We start from the raw sequence: 18,565 nt of genomic DNA, 5'->3' as shown, positions 1-18,565 counted from the left end.
CAGAGATAAAAGCATTTTTTCTTCTAGATGAATATGAAAGGCAGTAAGTGTTCATTTTTCGCCCGACCGGCCAAAGGGTAAGGCCAGAAAAATGAACATTTACTGCCAATAATGTATACACCTATCAGAAAAAATGCTTTTGTCGACCGTCCGAGACACTAACTATTGAAGTGCCCTTCATTTGATTTTTCATGAATTTATCTATCAAAAACATCTACAACTTTATTTTTTATTGCAAACACCGCTGCTTGCGTACGATCTGAAACCTCAATCTTTTTGAATATATTAGAAATATGATTTTTCACTGTCTTTTCGCTTATACATAACTTGTGCGCAATCTCTTTGTTTAACAAACCTTCCGTAATGAGCTTAAGTACCTCAAGTTCCCTTTTCGTTAGTTTCTCACAGGTACTAGTTTTTTCTGCATGATCATTCATCTTTTGAAATAGCTTAGCTGCCATGTTCGGTTGTATATAGGAATCGCCCTTATATACTTCTCTAATCGCTTTTATCAAGACATCAGCTTCTGAATCCTTTAATACATACCCTTTTACTCCAATTTCAACTGCTTTGAAAAGATATTCTACTTCATTGTGTAATGTAAGCATCAAAACCTTAGCTTCAATTTTTTCTGCTTTCAAATGCTTGATTACCTCTAGACCATTCATAACAGGCATATTAATATCTAGTAAAACAACATCTGGCGCATACTGAATTATTTTTTGAATTGCTTCTTTCCCATCTCCAGCTTGCGCTACTACTACTATATCTTCTTCTAATTCTATTAATTGCTTCAATCCTTCTCGAACCATTAGATGATCATCTGCTATTAGTATCTTAATTCTATTCATCTTTGAGAACCTCTTTTTTCAAAATTATAGGTAGCTTGACGGTAATAGTTGTCCCTTTATTCTTTGTAGAAAATATTTGAAATTCCCCTAACAATAAATTCGTACGCTCACGCATCATGGAAATACCAAATCCTCTATTATCTTCAAGATTAAGTTTAACACCATCAATATCGAAACCTATTCCATTGTCAGTAATGTGCAAATTCAAAATATCTCCCTCGACTTTTATCTCAAATTCAACCTTAGTTGCCTGAGAATATTTTTTAATATTGTTAAGTGCTTCTTGTGAAATTCTATACACCGCTAATGTCATTACAGGATCCAGATTAAGTTCTAAATTTTTAGCATGTGTTAAATTTAGTTCAAATTTAACTTCACCCTTCATTTCATCAATCAATCTTTCAATGGTTGGTATCAATCCTAAATCATCTATCGACATTGGCCTCAAATTGTGTATAAGTCTTCTTGTTTCCTCTATAGTTGCTCTAATTAAAAGCTTCAAAGAATTGAGTTCTAATTTGGTTCTATCAATATCCTTATCTAATAACTTAATACATAATTCCGTTTTTAACAATAGATTAGATAAGTTTTGAGTAGGTCCATCATGCATATCTCTTGCTATTCTTTTTCTCTCAAATTCTTGTGCTTCAAGTACTTTTACGCCCCAAATTTCCTTATCCTGGAAGCCATCCATTTGCTCAGTTGCTTGCTTTAGATCGCCTACCAATACACCGTATGCCATGTTAAAATCATTTGACAATTTATCAGCTTTATCATATATTTTCTGTACGCTTTTTAAATGAAGCTCCAGTTCATTTCTTCGTCTGATAAGGTGTATTCCTCTTTCGTTTTCAACAGCTAATTCTAAACGAATCTTATCCGTTGAATCGTACACCTCTTTCATGTCGCTTTCTGAAAATTTTTCATAATTCTTATTAACGTACAAAAGCCTTGATTTGCTCTTTTTTAAACCTAATTCTAACTCCTCCACTTTATCTATAACATAATTAGCCTCGATTTTTAATTTCAAAAACTCTTCTTCTAATTCAAGGTATTCATGTTTTGCAAAATGGCTGATTTCTTTGATTTCATCATGGCTTTCGCTAATTGTTTTTAAAGTTTTATCAATAATTTCGTCAAGCTTATTTATTTGATTTTTATACATTAGTGCACCTTTTTATAATAAATAATATTCTTAATTATACCACTAAATTAAAGATAAAAACAACCCCATATAATTTGGTATGTTTTCTTCTTTGATATATATCGGTACTTACAATGTTTATCTCCACTGATTCGTATCATATGTAAACTACCCCTATTAATAAATGTATAAAGAAATCACTTTACTCTTGATATTTACATGTTTATGCTACATAATATAAATATGAATATTTAAAAGGAGTACAATACATGAAAAACATATTAAAGAAAATTACAAAATTCAGTTTATATATAAGCTTCGTTTTTATAACGATGTTATTTATTAATAAAGTAATTTTTGCAATTGCAACTCTTAACAAAAAACTATACGATTATAATAGCTATTATTATCAATGGAAATTTGGCAAAATTCATTATACTGCTATGGGCTCAGGAAAACCCATTCTATGTATTCACTCTATGAAAAGCGGTTCATCCTCTTACGAGTTTAGTAAACTGACAAAACAATTAGCTAAAAACCACACCGTATATGCAATTGATCTAATTGGTTTCGGATTGTCCGAGAAACCCAAAATAACCTATACCGCATACATGTATGTTCAACTTTTACATGACTTCATTAAGGATGTAATCCAAGAAGACACCGACATCATCACAAGTGGTCACAGCAACTCTTTTGTTACAATGTTAAGCATTCAAAACTCAAACTATATTAACAAATTGATATTTATCAATCCTGGTGATTTAACTAAATTGTCAAAGAATCCAATTAAAAAATACTCAATACTTAAATATATATTAGAAACTCCTATTATTGGAACAATGCTCTATCTAGTTATAAATTCAAAAAATCAAATTAAGAGACAATTCAAAAAGTCTTATTTTTATAACGATACTCACATTAGTAATAAATTCATTGATTCCTTTTATGAAAATTCCCATATTGGCGATGCAAATAATAAATTTATTTTTGCATCAAACTTATGCCGTTATAATAATGTAAATATCACCACTGCTCTAGAGCAAATTAACAATAGCATCTATATTATACAAGGAAATGAACGTACAGAACCTTTTGAGAATATTATAAATGAATATAAAAAAGCGAATGCTTCTATAGAAAGTTCAATTATTTATAAAACAAAAGAATTTCCACATATTGAAAAACCAAAAGCAGTTTTAGAAGTTTTATCTTTATATTTAAGTTAGGTAAAAGTTTTAGTTATCTTAAATCAAAAACCCATCAATTGATGGATTCGGTTGTCGACATTTTAATTAATGATCAATTAATGGATTCAGGTTGTCTACATTTTAATTAATGATCAATTACGAAACAGAGATAAAAGCATTTTTTCTTCTAGATTAATACAAAGGCAGTAAGTGTTCATTTTTCGCCTGACCGGCCGAAGGGTAAGGCCAGAAAAATGAACACTTACTGCCTATAATGAATACACCTACCAGAAAAAATGCTTTTGTCGACTGTCTGAACCCATCAATTAATGCAATTAATGCATTTAATGTTTGCATTTTATAATACTTTCTTTAGTAATAGTCATTTTATTCAATCCATCCAACTCTTCTTCATTTACAAATCCAATTCTACTGAAGAATCCTGTAATATCATCTGGAACTAATGCAACAACCTTCCTAGCCCCCATAGTAAATGCCTTATCTATTAACATCTTTACTACAAGATCTCCGTAATGATTTTTTCGATCAACTATTCTAACACACACCTTATCGACGATATACTCCTCAAAGATTAATAATCGTCCAGTTGCTACAACTCGTTGACCTTCATACACAATCACGTGGATAGCTTTCTCATCAAAAGAATCAACACGAAATAGTTTCAAACTATCCTCTTGTGTTAAATGAATTTCATTTCTAATAACATGAATGTCTTCAATCTTTTCTAACCCCTTTACAACGATCGCTTCTATCATATAATCACCTTATTTATTTTGTAGTTGGTATCACAATTGAAATATAATACGCATTGTCATTTTCCTCAAGCTTGTATTGCACATCGACACCACTTTCTTTCATCATTTCTACAGATTGCTTAATGGTATTCGTAAATATTCGAATATCTTTAATATACCTTTTTAAGTATGCATTTTGTTTGCTATTTGTTTTCTCATCATTGATTACTTTATGTAATGTGTTATCAATTAAATCTTCCGTCTTTTTGACATTTAAAGACTGTATAATTACTTTATCTAATATTGCTAATTGTAAATCGGGAGTTGGCAACTTCAAAAGTGCCCGAGCATGTCTTTCTGATAAATGATGATCTAACAGTACTTTAACAACTTGATCTGATAGTTTTAATAATCTGAGCTTATTTGCTACTGTAGATTGACTTTTTCCAACTTGTTTTGCAATATCTTCCTGTGTTAAGTTATAATCTTCCATAAGATTATAATATCCTTCTGCTTCTTCGAAATAATTAAGATTTTCGCGTTGCAAATTTTCAATTAACGCAAGAACAGCGCTGTCTTTATCATTCACATCTATTACAATTGCAGGAATTTTTTCTAACTTTGCTAATTTGGCAGCTCTTAATCTTCTTTCACCAGCCACTAATTCATAAGTTTCATCTTTTATTACTCTTACATTAACTGGTTGAATTACCCCAAACTCTTTTATGGAATTTGACAGTTCTTCAAGCATAACCTGATCAAAAACCTTCCTAGGTTGGTATGGATTAGGTCGAATATTTGCAATTGGTATCATTATAACCTTATAGTCACCATAATTTCTCATAAAAAACCCCCTCTTATAGACTAATTATACCATAGTGATATAATATCTTCAAGAGAGAGCTATATAATTTCTATTTCCCAGGAAATAATTTGTCATTTATAGAGGGTTTTTGGCAGGTAGCCCAGCCTTTCTAGGATAATACTTAGGAGTTACTGAACATTTTTCAATACAAACATATGTTCGTGTTATGTCTGAATTAGGAATGACTAACTGATCTACCTTTTTAACTTGGCCTCCTAGCTCTTCTATTGCATGTTGTGCATCTTCCAGTTCGAATTCATAGTCGACAGCTTTATATGCTATAAATGATCCATGCATATTAACAAACGGGATACAATATTCGGATAGTGTAGAAAGATTGCTTACAGCTCTTGATACAACCAAATCAAATTTTTCTCTATAGATTGGATCTTTTGCATAATCCTCAGCTCGTCCATGTAAACACTTTACATTTGTTAAGCTTAATCTTTTACAAACTTCTTCCAAGAAACTAACTTTTTTATTAACTGAATCTAATAATACCAATCTCATATTTGGAAAGATAATTTTCAATGGTATCCCTGGAAATCCAGCTCCTGTTCCTATATCAATAATACTATTCACCTTTTCTAAATTGATTGAATGAACAAGTAACAGACTATCTAAAAAGTGTTTTATAATAACATCTTTTTCATCTGTTATTGAGGTTAAGTTAATTCTTTCATTCCAATCGATGAGCATCTCAAAGTATAGACTAAATTGTTCAAGCATTGCATCCGTAGGATTGATGTGTAGTTGTTTAAGACCATTCAAAAAAAATTCAATATTTTTCATACTATCACCTTTATACAAATTATTGTTTACACAGATTTGTTTCTATTGAATTGTTCCAAGTAAACCAGAAGAACCGAAACATCTGCAGGCGATACACCAGAAATTCTTGATGCTTGCCCTATAGACATTGGTTTAACTTGAATGAGCTTTTGTTTCGCTTCAATTCTTAAGCTTTTAATTTCTTCATATATTAAACTCTCTGGAATAATTTTCTTTTCTAACTTTTTAAATTGTTCAACTTGTTTAATTTGCTTTGAGATATAACCCTCATATTTAATTTGAATATTCACTTGCTCAATTACATCTAAAGGCAATGGACTTCTTCCATCATCTATTTCATTTAAGTCTTCGTAGTTTAATTCTGGTCTTTTTAACAAATCAGCCAATGACGCACCACTCCTTAAAAGTGTACTTTCAAGCTTTGATAATAGACTTTGAACTTTTTCAGTAGTCCCCACAATTGTTTGGTTTAGTCTACTAATCTCATTTTCTATCATTTCTTTTTTCAGAAGAAACATTTCATATCTATTCTCATCAATTAATCCAACCTTGTAACCGATATCAGTAAGTCTTAAGTCTGCATTATCTTGTCTAAGTAACAATCTATATTCTGCTCTTGATGTCATCATTCTATATGGCTCACTCGTACCTTTTGTTACTAAATCATCAATTAGTACTCCAATATATCCTTGTGATCGATCGATAACAATTTGTTCTTTTCCTAATGCCTTAAGCCCCGCATTTATTCCAGCTATAAGGCCTTGTGCTGCAGCTTCCTCATAACCTGAACTACCATTGAATTGTCCTGCACTATATAATCCACTAATAGCTTTAAATTCTAATGTAGGGTTTAATTGAATTGGGTTAATGCAATCATATTCAATTGCATATCCCGTTCGCATAATATTACAATTCTCTAACCCAGGTAAACTTCTTAGCATATCTCTTTGAACGTCTTCAGGTAAAGAAGTTGACATTCCTTGAACGTACATTTCATTTGTCTCTTCACCTTCAGGCTCTAGAAAAACTTGATGTCTATCTTTATCATGGAAATTCACAACCTTAACCTCTATTGATGGACAATATCTAGGTCCTGTACCTTCTATCACTCCACCGTAAAGAGGGGATCGGTCTAGGTTATCTCTAATTATTTGATGAGTTTCATTATTCGTGTATGTTAACCAACAAGATATTTGCTCTCTATTAATATCTTGTTCCTTATGAGTAAATGAGAAGGGAACTACTCGATCGTCTCCCTTTTGTTCTTCAAGTTTAGAAAAATCAATCGATTTTTTATCTATTCTTGCAGGTGTACCCGTTTTAAATCTAAATAATTCAATACCAGATTCTATTAAAGAAGCTGATAAGTTGTTTGCAGCCTGTAGCCCATTGGGTCCACTATAGACAGTCACATCACCATAAATACATTTCGCCTTTAAGTATGTTCCTGTAGCAATGACTACAGCTTTTGATCTATATATAGCACCTGATAGTATTTGTACACCAATAATTTGATTGTCTTCAATTAAAATATTTGTAACCTCTGCCTGTCTGATTTGCAAATTTACTGTATCCTCTAGAACTTTTTTCATCGTTTTTGAATATTTAAATTTATCTGCTTGTGCTCTTAAAGAATGTACAGCTGGCCCTTTTCCTGTATTTAACATTTTAGATTGAATATAGGTTTTATCAATATTGATACCCATTTGACCACCTAATGCATCTATCTCTCTTACTAAATGTCCCTTTGATGTTCCACCAATACTTGGGTTACAAGGCATCATAGCAATGCTATCTAAATTTACTGCAAATACAACAGTTTTAAGTCCTAATCTTGCAGAAGCTAAAGCAGCTTCACAACCTGCATGTCCTGCTCCTATTATAATAACATCAAAACTTCCTTCTTCAAATCGCATAGTAGTGCCTCCTTTTGATTATTTACCGATACAAAATTGACTAAATATTTGATGAATAAGATCTTCCTTAACAGAATCACCGGTTATTTCACCTATTGATTCATAAATATTAGTGATATCAATCGCTAATAAATCTACTGGCATTTTTGATTCAAGTGCATTCATAACTTGCTCAATACTATGAATCGCTTTTTCTAATGCATTTTTATGTCTTACACTCGTTATATAAACATTTTCATTCATATTTATATTTCCAACCATAAATAGTTCTTTAATATGGTCTTCAAGTTGATTCATACCATCTAAAGTTTTAACTGACATATATATAATTTCTTTACCCCCAACAAATGCTTCAATTTCTTTTATGTCGAGTTTTTGGTCTAAATCAGACTTATTTAAAATTACAATCGTTTTCTTTTTCTTAACTAACTCCAGAATATTAAAATCTTCCTCATCTAATTTCTCAGATGCATCAAGCATTAGTAATATTAAATCAGCCTCATCTATTTTTTCTAAAGATTTTTCTACACCTAACTTCTCAACTATATCTTTAGTTTCTCTAATCCCTGCTGTATCAATAAGTCTGAGTGGAATTCCATGTATTTGCATATATTCTTCTAAGACGTCTCTTGTAGTTCCGGGTACATCTGTAACAATTGCCCGTTGTTCTTTTAGGAGAGTATTCAATAAAGAAGATTTTCCAACATTGGGCTTTCCAATAATTACAGTTTTAATACCTTCTTTAATTAGTTTTCCATCATCATAGGTAATTAAAAGTTCTTCTATCAAACTTTTTATGTTTTGAATTTGCACCTGAATATTATCAAAATTCAATTCTTCTAAGTCATATTCTGGGTAATCTATTGACGCTTCAATATGAGCAACTAGCTCAAGAACTAGCTTTTTTATAACCTCAAGTTTCGCGGATACTGAACCCTTTAATTGATTAACAGAAGCATCTAAGGACATTTCTGTCTTAGCATTTATAATATCAATCACGGCCTCAGCCTGAGATAAATCAATCCTGCCATTTAAAAATGCTCTTTTTGTAAACTCACCTGGTTCCGCTAATCTTGTTCCTTCATTCAATACCATTCTTAGTATTTTTTGAACTACAACTATTCCACCATGAGCATTGATTTCTACAACATTTTCTTTAGTGAAGCTATTTGGTGCTTTCATTACAGACACTAATACCTCATCTACTACTTGATTATTTTTTTTATCAATAATATACCCGTAGTTTAAGGTGTGAGATAGGGCATGTTTTAAACATTTACCCTTCTTTTTTGAAAGAAAAATATTATCCACAATATTAATGGCTTCTTCACCACTTATCCTAATTATACCTATGCCTGCAGAAGATATAGGTGTGGCAACAGCTGCAATCGTATCATAAATCATATAAAAGCTCCTTTAAGAAATGATACCCCACGCTATAAAGCCTGGGGTAGTTGATTACTTGGACTATTTTTTTACAGCAGGAGTTATGATAACTTTCCTATAAGGTTCTTCACCTTCACTGTGAGTTTCAACAAACTTATTATCTTGTAATGTATAATGTATAATTCTTCTCTCGTACGGATTCATTGGCTCTAATGAGAACTTTTTACCAGTTTTTCTAACCTTACTAGCAAGATTTACAGCTAGGGTTTCAAGTGTTTCTTTTCTTCTTAATCTATAATTTTCTGTATCAAGTTTAATTCGGATATATATATCTGCTTCTTTGTTAACAACTAGGCTAATTAAGTATTGAAGTGAATCTAACGTTTGTCCTCTTTTACCTATAAGAACGCCCATATTTGGTCCAGATAAATCAATATTCATTGAATTGGTTTCATCTAAATTAACGTCAATCTTAACCTCTAAATTCATCTTTTCAAATACACTAGTTAAAAAATGAACTGCTGTTTCTGTAAGATTCATTTTTTTAGACACTTTTACGACAGCCTGTTTATTACTAAAAATACCTAATATTCCGCCTACACCTTTTTCAATTATTTCGATGTTTGCTTCTTCGCTCGTAATACCTAATTCTACCAATGCCTCAGTAATAGCATCCTCTACAGTTCTTGCTCTCTTTTCTATTACATTCATAAATGCTTCCCTCCAACTAAATTTTCTCTTCTAAATGTTTGTTAACAACAACTTGTTGTACTACTTGGAATATATTACTTATTAACCAATATAAACCTAAACCAGCAGGCATTTGGAAAACAAACATTAAGGTGATAAAAGGCATCATAATCATCATCGTTTTTTGAGTTTGATCAGTTTGCTTATTGCCTGATGAACTTGGTGATGAAGTTGTTTTCGTTACCAAGACTTGTGCAATAAAACATAGTATCGGAATTAGTAAGCCTGGAGTTAAAATACCATCAATACCATTTGTGAAATTAACTGGTCTATCAGCTAGATTAATACCTAGGAAATAATGCATCTTAGTAATTTGTTCCATCAACGGTGTTAATTTATCAGAGATAATCGCAAATGAATTTGTTAAATCTACCCATCCTGACGATGATAATCCATTTAGTAAATCAATAATTTTATTTTGATCTGTAGCAACAAACCCTTTTACTTTTATCTTTTGTGCACCATGTACAGCATCTATGATTTTTTCATATCCTGGAACCGCTATAATATTATTCACAACATTTTCATATACTACTCTAACATGACCAATATATGCAGGTATATTTCTTAAGACTGCAAACAATGCAAATAAAATAGGCATTTGAATCATGAGAGGTAGGCATCCACCTAAAGGACTCACATTATGCTCTTGATATAATTTAGCTGATTCCTCTTGTAATTTTTTTTGGGATTCTGGATCTTTCTTGTTTTTATATTTCTCTTGTATTTTTTTTAACTCTGGTTGTACCTTTTGCATATCCTTCATTGACTTTTGTTGTTTTATCGCTAATGGAATCATTAATAATCTTACAATTATTGTAAATACTATAATACTGATACCTATAGAAACAACCCCGAAACTGTTAAAGAAAAAATTATAAATTGCATTCATTATTAGACCAAATACCTTAGCAATTGTTCCAATAATTGGAAAGCTTGACTGAGTTAAAATAAAAATAGATGAAAAATTCATTGTATATCCTCCAATTAATTATGGAACTGGATCATATCCACCCTTTGAGAATGGATGACACCTTAATATCCTTTTTATACTTAAATATAATCCTTTAAAAAACCCATACTTAGTTACTGCGTCTAGCGCATATTGTGAACATGTTGGTATAAAAATACAAGATGGTTTTTTTAAAGGAGAGATGTACTTTCTATAAAATCTAATTAGTAATAAAACACTTCTCTTTAATAAATTCATTTAATCACTTCTCTTATTCATAATCATGATATTGGAAATTAGAAAAGCTCTCATATTTAAACTTTTCAATTTCCTTCTACTTATAATCGGCTTTACATAGTAGCTTGTGTAGTTTAAATAAGTGTAGTAATGATCCTTCAACTTCTTGATATGACTTACCGACAACACTAGTTCTTGCAACTATAACAATATCATATCCATTAGAAATGGACGTATCATTTAATCGATAGCTTTCTTTTATTAAACGCCCAATTCTATGTCTGACTACACTATTTCCTACCTTTTTACTTATAGAAAGCCCTAATCTATTCACATTTAATTCATTTTTGCATATATACATCACTAAATTCTTATTTCCACATGAATTTTTGTTGTTATACACTCTATCAAATTCAAATCTGTTTTTCAGAGAAATATAAGTTTTCATATTTTTACCTTAGCTTTCATTGTTTATTTTAGATAAAAGGTAAAAATTGGTTAGTAATTAAATAGTATAAAAGGCCACAAAATGCGGCCTTATGCTGTCAATTTTTTTCTACCCTTAGCTCTTCTACTTGCTAAAATGGCTCTTCCGCTTTTAGTACCCATTCTTTTTCTAAAACCATGCTCTCTACTTCTTTGTCTTTTCTTTGGCTGATATGTTCTTTTCACTCTAAGCACCTCCTTTAAAATTCAGAAGTTATATCAATTTAAATGAATTAATGATATAAATTGCTTTAATAACAAGGCGGAATCTACTGCATTATCGTCCACTCCTTGAAAAAGCACTATTTCAATTATATTAAATATGTTCACTTTAGTCAAGAAGAAAATTTTTAATTTATTTATTTTTTTTATCCACATATTTTTTCATAAGAAACCTTTGTTTCTGTGGATAAATTGTTTAAAACTTTTATTCCCATATTATTGGTTACAAATGTTAATTTTTATTTATTATGCTTTATAAAAAACAGAAATATCTATTAATATATATTAACACCTTGTTTATTATATAATTAACACCTTGTGTATAATCTCATTTCATAAAACTTATCCACATTATTCACAATGTGTAATTAATAATTTATTAACAAACAGACCGTTTATACCCACTAATATAGGATTGAAATAATCTTTTTTTTAGAGTAATATAAGTATACATCTTATATATTGAAACAAACTAAATGAATATATTCTTTTTTTTCCTTGAATTTCTTTCTATTTTGTTCAAGTATTATAGGAAAGTTCTGTTCTTTAAAGGACTACCTTTCCTATAATAAAAGAAGTCATATATTCTTTTGAGTTGTAAAATTCTAATATTAGATGATTTTAATATATATAATAAGATATTTTGGAGGTATATTATGTCCGTAATAGATCAATGGAGTGAGATACAATCTTTATTAAAAAATGAATCCGATATTTCTAATATGTCTTATAAAACATTTTTGGAAACACTAGAACCTGTTAAAGTATCTAACAATCTAGTCATTATTAAAGCAGATAATGATCTTGAAAGAAATTATATTGAAAAAAAATATTCAAAAATTATTATGATTGCTATTAATGAAGTTACTGGTAAATCTTATGATATTAAGTTTATCATACCAAAAGAGCTTTCTTCAATTAATGAAATGATTGATGAAGAAAATCAAACTGTTGTTAGTAGATCTGCTATGGTTGGTATTGCTTCAAAACACAATAACTTAAATTCAAGATATACTTTTGATACTTTTGTCGTTGGTAACAATAATAAATTAGCTCATGCTGCTTCTTTAGCTGTTGCAGACTCTCCTGCAGAAGCATATAATCCTTTGTTTATTTATGGTGGAGTAGGGCTTGGCAAAACTCATTTAATGCATTCCATAGCACATAATATTTTGAATGAATCACCTCATTCTAAGGTTCTATATGTTTCTTCTGAAAAATTTACAAACGAACTTATTAATTCTATTAAAACAGGTAATAATGAAGACTTCAGAAAAAAATATCGTGACATTGATGTTCTTTTGGTAGATGATATTCAATTTATTGCAGGTAAAGAAAGAACACAAGAAGAATTTTTCCATACCTTTAATACTTTATATGAAGCAAAAAAACAATTAATCATTTCTTCTGATCGTCCTCCAAAGGAAATTGAAACACTCGAAGAAAGATTAAGGTCTAGATTTGAATGGGGCTTAACTGCTGATATTCAGGCTCCTGATTTCGAAACACGTATGGCTATCCTTAGAAAAAAAGCTGAACTTGAAAATTTAGATATACCAAATGAAGTAAATCAATATGTAGCTAACAATATTACTTCTAATATAAGGGAGCTTGAAGGAGCTGTAAATAAAATTGTGGCTTACTCAACACTAGTTCATAAACAAATTACCAAGGAATTAGCAGAGGATGCATTAAAGGATCTTATTTCTCTTAAAGAAAACCCTGCTATCACAATAGAATACATTGTTGAAGTTGTTTCTCAACACTATAACTTAAATCCTGAAGACATTACCTCTAAAAAAAGACCAAGAGAAATATCATATCCTAGACAAATTGTTATGTACCTTAGCAGAACTTTAACAGATATGTCCTTACCTCAAATTGGAAATAAGCTTGGAAAACGTGATCATACAACAATTATTCACGGTTATGAAAAAATTAATTCCGAAATGAAAACAGATCAGCTTCTATTTAATACAATCTCTATTTTAACCAAAAAGGTAACCGGCAAATAATCAAATATACACCTAAATAAAACCTGTGAATAAGATTACGATAACTTGTACATAGATTGTGGAATAAATATCCACTGTTTTTGTCCTGTGAATGAAGTCTAATAAGTTTTTAACTCATAAACAACCTTATACCTAGATTTCAGCCCTTTTAAAATAAGGCTCTAGACTACTTTTCAACAAATTAACAGCGCTTATTACTAGAATTACTATAAAAATATTTAATTATTTATATACAAAACCTCGAAAGGAGATATACACAATGCAAATTAAATGTAACAAATTAGATTTACTAAATGGTGTCAATACTGTATTGAAAGCAGTATCCTCTAGAACTACACTGCCTATACTACAATGTATATTACTACAAGCTACAAATGATGAATTAAAATTAATAAGTAATGATTTAGAATTAGGTATTGAAAGTACTGTAAAGGCTATTATTAGGGAAAATGGAAGCATTGCATTAGAAGCTAGAATATTTTCTGAAATTGTAAAAAAGCTTCCTGACAATGAAGTAACGATTACGGTAGATGAAAACCATTTAACAACTATTGAATGTGAAAAATCAAAATTCAATATTTCAGGACAACCAGGTAGTGAATTTATTCAATTACCACAAATAGAAAAAAACAATTCCTTTACTCTTAAACAAGGTGTTTTTAAAGAAATGATTAGACAAACAATTTTTTCAATTGCAATAGAAGAGATTAGACCTATTTTTACAGGTGAATTATTAGAGGTTAAAAACGGTAAATTCAATATTGTTTCTGTAGATGGATATAGGGTATCTATTAGAGAAATAGATTTAGATCATGAAGTAAGAGATTTTAAAGTTATTGTGCCTGGTAAAACATTAAATGAAATCAATAAAATATTATCCAGCTTTGAAGAGGATTACATAACCATTTACTATACAGACAAACATATTTTATTTGAATTAGATGATAGTATTGTTGTATCAAGATTGTTAGAAGGTGATTTTCCTAAATATGATCAAATATTTTCTAAAGATTATGATATCATTGCAACAGTAGATCGTAAAAATACAATTTTAAGCTTAGAAAGAGCAGCTCTTATTACAAGAGAAAATAAGAAAAATCCAATTAAAATTGAAATTAAAGACCAAAGTATGATTATTACTTCAAATACCGAAATAGGAAATGTATATGAGGAAATAGACATAAAAAAAGAGGGAAATGAAATTGAAATAGCCTTTAATCCTAAATATTTAATAGATGCGTTAAAGGTTATTGATGATGAGCTTGTTAATCTTCAATTTACAAATGCCTTGAATCCATGTATTATTAGAAAAATAGATGGAAACGAATATAAGTATTTGATTTTACCAATAAGATTAAACAATTAAAAGTAGTAGGAGTGTGTAATATGAAAAAAATAAAAATAGATACTGAATTTATTAAACTTGGACAATTATTAAAACTTGCAGGTATAGCAGATTCAGGTGTTCATGCTAAGATATTAATTTTAAATGGAGAAGTGAAATTAAATGGAGCTGTAGAAATGCAAAGAGGTAAAAAAATAGTCAAAGGGGATGTTATTGAACTCATAGGTCATTCCCTTAAAGTAGAGTAGATGGAGTGATAAAAAATGTACATCAAATCCATATCATTGAAAAATTTTAGAAATTACGAAGATACTAAAATTTTATTTGATGACCATATCAATATTATATATGGAAAAAATGCGCAAGGAAAAACAAATATTCTTGAAGCAATTTATTTATGTTCAACATCGAAATCTCATAGAACTTCTAATATAAAAGAATTAATATTGTTTCATCAAGAGGAAGCTCATATAACTGTTGAGATTGTTAAGGATAATCAAATAAAGTTAATTGATGTACATCTTAGAAAAAATAATAAAAAGTCAATTGCAATTAACAAAGTATCAATTAGAAAATTAAATGAATTATTTGGTGTAATGAAAATTATTATGTTTTCTCCTGAAGATTTAGGTTTAATTAAGAATGGTCCAAAGGAAAGAAGAAGATTTATTGATTTGGAATTGTGTCAAATTAATCCAATATATTATCACCATCTGAAAAGCTATTATTTGGTGTTAAAGCAAAGAAATAATCTTTTAAAAACTATTAAGAAAAATAGTAGTTATATGGATCAGTTAGAAGTATGGGATCTTCAATTGGTTGAGTATGGAAAACATATTATGAAACATAGACAAATTTTTATAGATGAATTAAATCCTTATTTCCAGAGTAATCATTATAAAATTTCAGGTGAGTGTGAAAATAGTAATATTTTTTATGAAAGAAATGTTGAAATAGATCAATTTGAAAAAAAATTATTTAAAAATATTCAATATGATATTTCTATAGGTTCAACATCTGTAGGACCTCATAAAGATGATTTGAAATTTGAAATCAATGGGATAGACATTAGAAAATATGGGTCACAAGGTCAACAAAGAACAGCAGCACTTTCATTGAAATTATCTGAAATCGAATTGATAAAAACGTTAGGTGAAGATAATCCAATTCTTTTATTGGATGATGTTTTATCAGAGTTAGATGAAATGAGACAAAGTTATTTAATTGAAAATATTAAGGATATTCAAACAATTATTACTTGTACAGGTATTGAAGATTTTATCAATAGTAAAATTAAAATTGAAAATATGATTAAAATTGAAAATGGTTCATGGGTTCAATAATTTTGATAAATAAAATATTTTCTATATAAAATTAATAATTTCCACGGAAGCATATAACAAAGCATTAAATAGTATTAAAGTTAGGTAAGACAATAAAAAGTGATTTGTTATAAATATTTCGCTTAAAATTTGCAATAAAACAAGGATTCATATATAATAGGAATGATGGAAGGAAATTGGTTCCATATTTTTTTGTCGTATATGAAAGTAAATCATTAGCAATTGGAAAAGAGGTAGATAGGTATCAAGGAAAGATTTTAAGATGATACAGCCGATTTTCTTGTCGTATATGAAAGTAAATCATTTGCAAATATAAAAACGTATTTAATCAAACTTTGATATCTATTAAAGTGTGAGTTAATAAATTGCTCTATTATTTAGAGGAGGTATACAATGAGTAAAGATACAGATTACGATCAAAGTCAGATACAGGTTTTAGAAGGTTTAGAGGCTGTAAGAAGAAGGCCGGGTATGTATATTGGTAGTACCTCTGCAAGAGGATTGCATCATTTAGTATATGAAATTGTTGACAATGCAGTAGATGAGGCATTGGCAGGGTTTTGTGACACCATTGAAGTAATTATACATGAAGATAATTCTATATCTGTATTAGATAATGGTAGAGGAATACCAGTAGGTATGCATGAAAAGGGTGTTCCAGCAATTCAATTGGTATTCACAACACTTCATGCAGGTGGTAAATTTGGCGGTGGTGGTTACAAGGTTTCAGGCGGACTCCATGGCGTTGGTGCCTCTGTAGTAAATGCATTATCAGAATGGTTAAAGGTAGAAATATATACGGAAGGTAAAGTTCATTATCAAGAATATGCATTTGGTGATGTAAAGACTGAATTAAAAGTGATTGGAAAAACGAAAGATAGAGGTACTTTTATACAGTTTAAGCCAGATGGTACAATTTTCGAAGAACTTGAATATGACTTTGATACATTAAAACAAAGACTACAAGAAATGGCCTTTTTAATGAGAGGCTTAAAGATTACCTTAGAAGATAAACGAGAGGATGGTCAAAAGGTAGAGTTTAAATATGATGGTGGAATAAAAGAATTTGTTGCCTATAGAAACAGAAATAAGACTCCTCTTTATGACAAAATCATGTATTGTGAAGGTGAAAGAGATGGAGTAGTTGTAGAAGTATCAATGCAACACAATGATACTTATGTTGAAAATATATTTAGTTTTGTTAATAACATAACAACTCCTGAGGGTGGTACACACCTTAGTGGTTTTAAAAATGCACTTACAAAAACACTGAATGATTATGCAAGAAAAAATAAGTATTTAAAAGATCAGGATAAAAATCTTTCTGGTGAAGATGCAAGAGAAGGTTTAACAGCAGTTATTAGTATAAAATTAGCAGATCCTCAATTTGAAGGACAAACGAAACAAAAACTTGGTAATAGTGAAGCAAGAGGAGCTGTTGACTCAATTCTAACAGAAGGCTTGACATTTTTTCTTGAACAAAATCCTGGTGTTGCAAAAATAGTACTTGAAAAATCTATTATGGCAAATAGAGCAAGAGAAGCTGCAAGAAAAGCGAGAGACTTAACTAGAAGAAAAAGTGCGCTTGAAGGGACAAGCTTGCCAGGAAAATTGGCAGATTGCTCTGATAAAGATCCAAAAAATTGTGAGATTTATCTAGTCGAAGGGGACTCGGCAGGTGGTTCAGCAAAATCTGCTCGTTCAAGACAAACGCAAGCCATTTTACCTCTTAGAGGAAAAATCTTAAATGTAGAAAAAGCTAGATTAGATAAAATACTTGGAAACAATGAAATTATTTCAATGATTACAGCATTTGGCACCGGAATTTCTGATGACTTTAATCTTGAAAAATTGAGATATTATAAGATTATTATTATGACAGATGCAGACGTTGATGGAGCGCATATACGTACATTGCTATTAACCTTTTTCTATCGATTTATGCCTCAATTAATTGAAAATGGAATTATTTATATTGCTCAGCCACCACTTTATAGGGTGACAAAAAACAAAAAATCTGAGTATGTATACAATGAAAGAGCACTGGATAAATTACTTACAGTACTAGGAAAAGACAATATTGTATTACAAAGATACAAAGGTCTTGGTGAAATGGATGCAACTCAATTATGGGATACAACAATGGATCCAGAAAAAAGAATTTTATTACAGGTTGAAATAGAAGATGCTGCAGCTGCAGATGAAATTTTTACAACCCTGATGGGAGACAAAGTAGAACCTAGAAGAGAGTTTATTGAAACTCATGCTAAGCATGTTAAGAATTTAGACATCTAGGATTAATCCATATCAAATGGG

18 protein-coding genes are annotated in these 18,565 nt (G+C 30.0%); 6 read left to right on the top strand and 12 right to left on the bottom strand.

Annotated features, from left to right (window positions below):
* Nucleotides 1-197: 197 nt before the first annotated feature.
* Together CVU84_12955 and CVU84_12950 are read right to left on the bottom strand one after the other, a co-directional pair.
* Nucleotides 198-851 (bottom strand): DNA-binding response regulator, encoded by a 654-nt coding sequence (locus CVU84_12955; protein ID PKM93816.1) that lies wholly within the window; start codon nt 849-851, stop codon nt 198-200.
* Nucleotides 844-2,016 (bottom strand): histidine kinase, encoded by a 1,173-nt coding sequence (locus CVU84_12950; protein PKM93815.1) that lies wholly within the window; start codon nt 2,014-2,016, stop codon nt 844-846. The genes CVU84_12955 and CVU84_12950 overlap by 8 nt, the downstream gene beginning before the upstream one ends.
* Before the next feature lie 248 nt (nt 2,017-2,264).
* On the opposite strand from CVU84_12950, the gene CVU84_12945 reads away from it, so the two are divergent.
* Complete coding sequence (locus tag CVU84_12945; GenBank protein PKM93814.1) at nt 2,265-3,224, top strand: alpha/beta hydrolase; 960 nt, start codon at nt 2,265-2,267, stop codon at nt 3,222-3,224.
* Nucleotides 3,225-3,529: 305 nt separating this feature from the next.
* On the opposite strand, the gene CVU84_12940 is transcribed toward CVU84_12945, so the two are convergent.
* From CVU84_12940 to CVU84_12895, 10 genes are all read right to left on the bottom strand, one after another.
* Nucleotides 3,530-3,961 (bottom strand): hypothetical protein, encoded by a 432-nt coding sequence (locus tag CVU84_12940; GenBank protein PKM93813.1) that lies wholly within the window; start codon nt 3,959-3,961, stop codon nt 3,530-3,532.
* A 13-nt stretch (nt 3,962-3,974) separates the two neighbouring features.
* Nucleotides 3,975-4,784, bottom strand: coding sequence for a nucleoid occlusion protein (gene noc / locus CVU84_12935; protein PKM93812.1), 810 nt, complete (start codon nt 4,782-4,784; stop codon nt 3,975-3,977).
* 96 nt (nt 4,785-4,880) lie between these two features.
* Complete coding sequence (locus CVU84_12930) at nt 4,881-5,597, bottom strand: 16S rRNA (guanine(527)-N(7))-methyltransferase RsmG (GenBank protein ID PKM93811.1); 717 nt, start codon at nt 5,595-5,597, stop codon at nt 4,881-4,883.
* A gap of 26 nt (nt 5,598-5,623) precedes the next feature.
* Complete coding sequence (locus CVU84_12925) at nt 5,624-7,513, bottom strand: tRNA uridine-5-carboxymethylaminomethyl(34) synthesis enzyme MnmG (GenBank protein PKM93810.1); 1,890 nt, start codon at nt 7,511-7,513, stop codon at nt 5,624-5,626.
* Between the two features lie 18 nt (nt 7,514-7,531).
* Entirely contained in the window at nt 7,532-8,917 is a 1,386-nt protein-coding gene (locus CVU84_12920; protein ID PKM93809.1) for a tRNA uridine-5-carboxymethylaminomethyl(34) synthesis GTPase MnmE, read from the bottom strand.
* A gap of 63 nt (nt 8,918-8,980) precedes the next feature.
* Nucleotides 8,981-9,610 (bottom strand): DNA-binding protein, encoded by a 630-nt coding sequence (locus CVU84_12915; GenBank protein PKM93808.1) that lies wholly within the window; start codon nt 9,608-9,610, stop codon nt 8,981-8,983.
* A gap of 16 nt (nt 9,611-9,626) precedes the next feature.
* Nucleotides 9,627-10,622: a hypothetical protein gene (locus CVU84_12910; GenBank protein PKM93807.1), complete on the bottom strand. Its 996-nt coding sequence runs from the start codon at nt 10,620-10,622 to the stop codon at nt 9,627-9,629.
* A gap of 18 nt (nt 10,623-10,640) precedes the next feature.
* Nucleotides 10,641-10,859, bottom strand: coding sequence for a membrane protein insertion efficiency factor YidD (locus CVU84_12905; GenBank protein PKM93806.1), 219 nt, complete (start codon nt 10,857-10,859; stop codon nt 10,641-10,643).
* 76 nt (nt 10,860-10,935) lie between these two features.
* Nucleotides 10,936-11,286: a ribonuclease P protein component gene (locus tag CVU84_12900; GenBank protein ID PKM93805.1), complete on the bottom strand. Its 351-nt coding sequence runs from the start codon at nt 11,284-11,286 to the stop codon at nt 10,936-10,938.
* Nucleotides 11,287-11,375: 89 nt separating this feature from the next.
* The gene (locus CVU84_12895) at nt 11,376-11,510 is read right to left on the bottom strand and encodes a 50S ribosomal protein L34 (GenBank protein ID PKM93804.1); all 135 of its coding nucleotides are present in this window, start codon (nt 11,508-11,510) and stop codon (nt 11,376-11,378) included.
* A 692-nt stretch (nt 11,511-12,202) separates the two neighbouring features.
* Here CVU84_12895 and CVU84_12890 point away from each other — a divergent pair.
* From CVU84_12890 to gyrB, 5 genes are all read left to right on the top strand, one after another.
* Entirely contained in the window at nt 12,203-13,561 is a 1,359-nt protein-coding gene (locus CVU84_12890) for a chromosomal replication initiator protein DnaA (protein PKM93803.1), read from the top strand.
* Nucleotides 13,562-13,820: 259 nt separating this feature from the next.
* Entirely contained in the window at nt 13,821-14,927 is a 1,107-nt protein-coding gene (gene dnaN / locus CVU84_12885) for a DNA polymerase III subunit beta (GenBank protein PKM93802.1), read from the top strand.
* Nucleotides 14,928-14,947: 20 nt separating this feature from the next.
* Nucleotides 14,948-15,154 carry an RNA-binding protein gene (locus CVU84_12880; protein ID PKM93801.1) on the top strand — a complete coding sequence of 69 codons (207 nt, stop codon included), beginning with the start codon at nt 14,948-14,950 and terminating at the stop codon, nt 15,152-15,154.
* 15 nt (nt 15,155-15,169) lie between these two features.
* A complete protein-coding gene (locus tag CVU84_12875) occupies nt 15,170-16,249 on the top strand; it encodes a DNA replication/repair protein RecF (protein ID PKM93800.1) in 1,080 nt (359 codons plus the stop codon).
* 393 nt (nt 16,250-16,642) lie between these two features.
* Entirely contained in the window at nt 16,643-18,544 is a 1,902-nt protein-coding gene (gene gyrB / locus CVU84_12870) for a DNA topoisomerase (ATP-hydrolyzing) subunit B (GenBank protein PKM93799.1), read from the top strand.
* Nucleotides 18,545-18,565 lie beyond the last annotated feature (21 nt).

This window comes from Firmicutes bacterium HGW-Firmicutes-1 (assembly GCA_002841625.1).
Classification (GTDB): Bacteria; Bacillota; Clostridia; order Lachnospirales; family Vallitaleaceae; genus HGW-1.
The sequence above is the reverse complement of the archived record's forward strand: the minus strand, read 5'-3'. Positions and strand labels throughout refer to the sequence as shown.

Coding starts and splice junctions, on each gene's coding strand:
- CVU84_12955 (PKM93816.1), bottom strand. CDS start 851: ATGAATAGAATTAAGATACTAATAGCAGATGATCATCTAATGGTTCGA.
- CVU84_12950 (PKM93815.1), bottom strand. CDS start 2,016: ATGTATAAAAATCAAATAAATAAGCTTGACGAAATTATTGATAAAACT.
- CVU84_12945 (PKM93814.1), top strand. CDS start 2,265: ATGAAAAACATATTAAAGAAAATTACAAAATTCAGTTTATATATAAGC.
- CVU84_12940 (PKM93813.1), bottom strand. CDS start 3,961: ATGATAGAAGCGATCGTTGTAAAGGGGTTAGAAAAGATTGAAGACATT.
- noc (PKM93812.1), bottom strand. CDS start 4,784: ATGAGAAATTATGGTGACTATAAGGTTATAATGATACCAATTGCAAAT.
- CVU84_12930 (PKM93811.1), bottom strand. CDS start 5,597: ATGAAAAATATTGAATTTTTTTTGAATGGTCTTAAACAACTACACATC.
- CVU84_12925 (PKM93810.1), bottom strand. CDS start 7,513: ATGCGATTTGAAGAAGGAAGTTTTGATGTTATTATAATAGGAGCAGGA.
- CVU84_12920 (PKM93809.1), bottom strand. CDS start 8,917: ATGATTTATGATACGATTGCAGCTGTTGCCACACCTATATCTTCTGCA.
- CVU84_12915 (PKM93808.1), bottom strand. CDS start 9,610: ATGAATGTAATAGAAAAGAGAGCAAGAACTGTAGAGGATGCTATTACT.
- CVU84_12910 (PKM93807.1), bottom strand. CDS start 10,622: ATGAATTTTTCATCTATTTTTATTTTAACTCAGTCAAGCTTTCCAATT.
- CVU84_12905 (PKM93806.1), bottom strand. CDS start 10,859: ATGAATTTATTAAAGAGAAGTGTTTTATTACTAATTAGATTTTATAGA.
- CVU84_12900 (PKM93805.1), bottom strand. CDS start 11,286: ATGAAAACTTATATTTCTCTGAAAAACAGATTTGAATTTGATAGAGTG.
- CVU84_12890 (PKM93803.1), top strand. CDS start 12,203: ATGTCCGTAATAGATCAATGGAGTGAGATACAATCTTTATTAAAAAAT.
- dnaN (PKM93802.1), top strand. CDS start 13,821: ATGCAAATTAAATGTAACAAATTAGATTTACTAAATGGTGTCAATACT.
- CVU84_12880 (PKM93801.1), top strand. CDS start 14,948: ATGAAAAAAATAAAAATAGATACTGAATTTATTAAACTTGGACAATTA.
- CVU84_12875 (PKM93800.1), top strand. CDS start 15,170: ATGTACATCAAATCCATATCATTGAAAAATTTTAGAAATTACGAAGAT.
- gyrB (PKM93799.1), top strand. CDS start 16,643: ATGAGTAAAGATACAGATTACGATCAAAGTCAGATACAGGTTTTAGAA.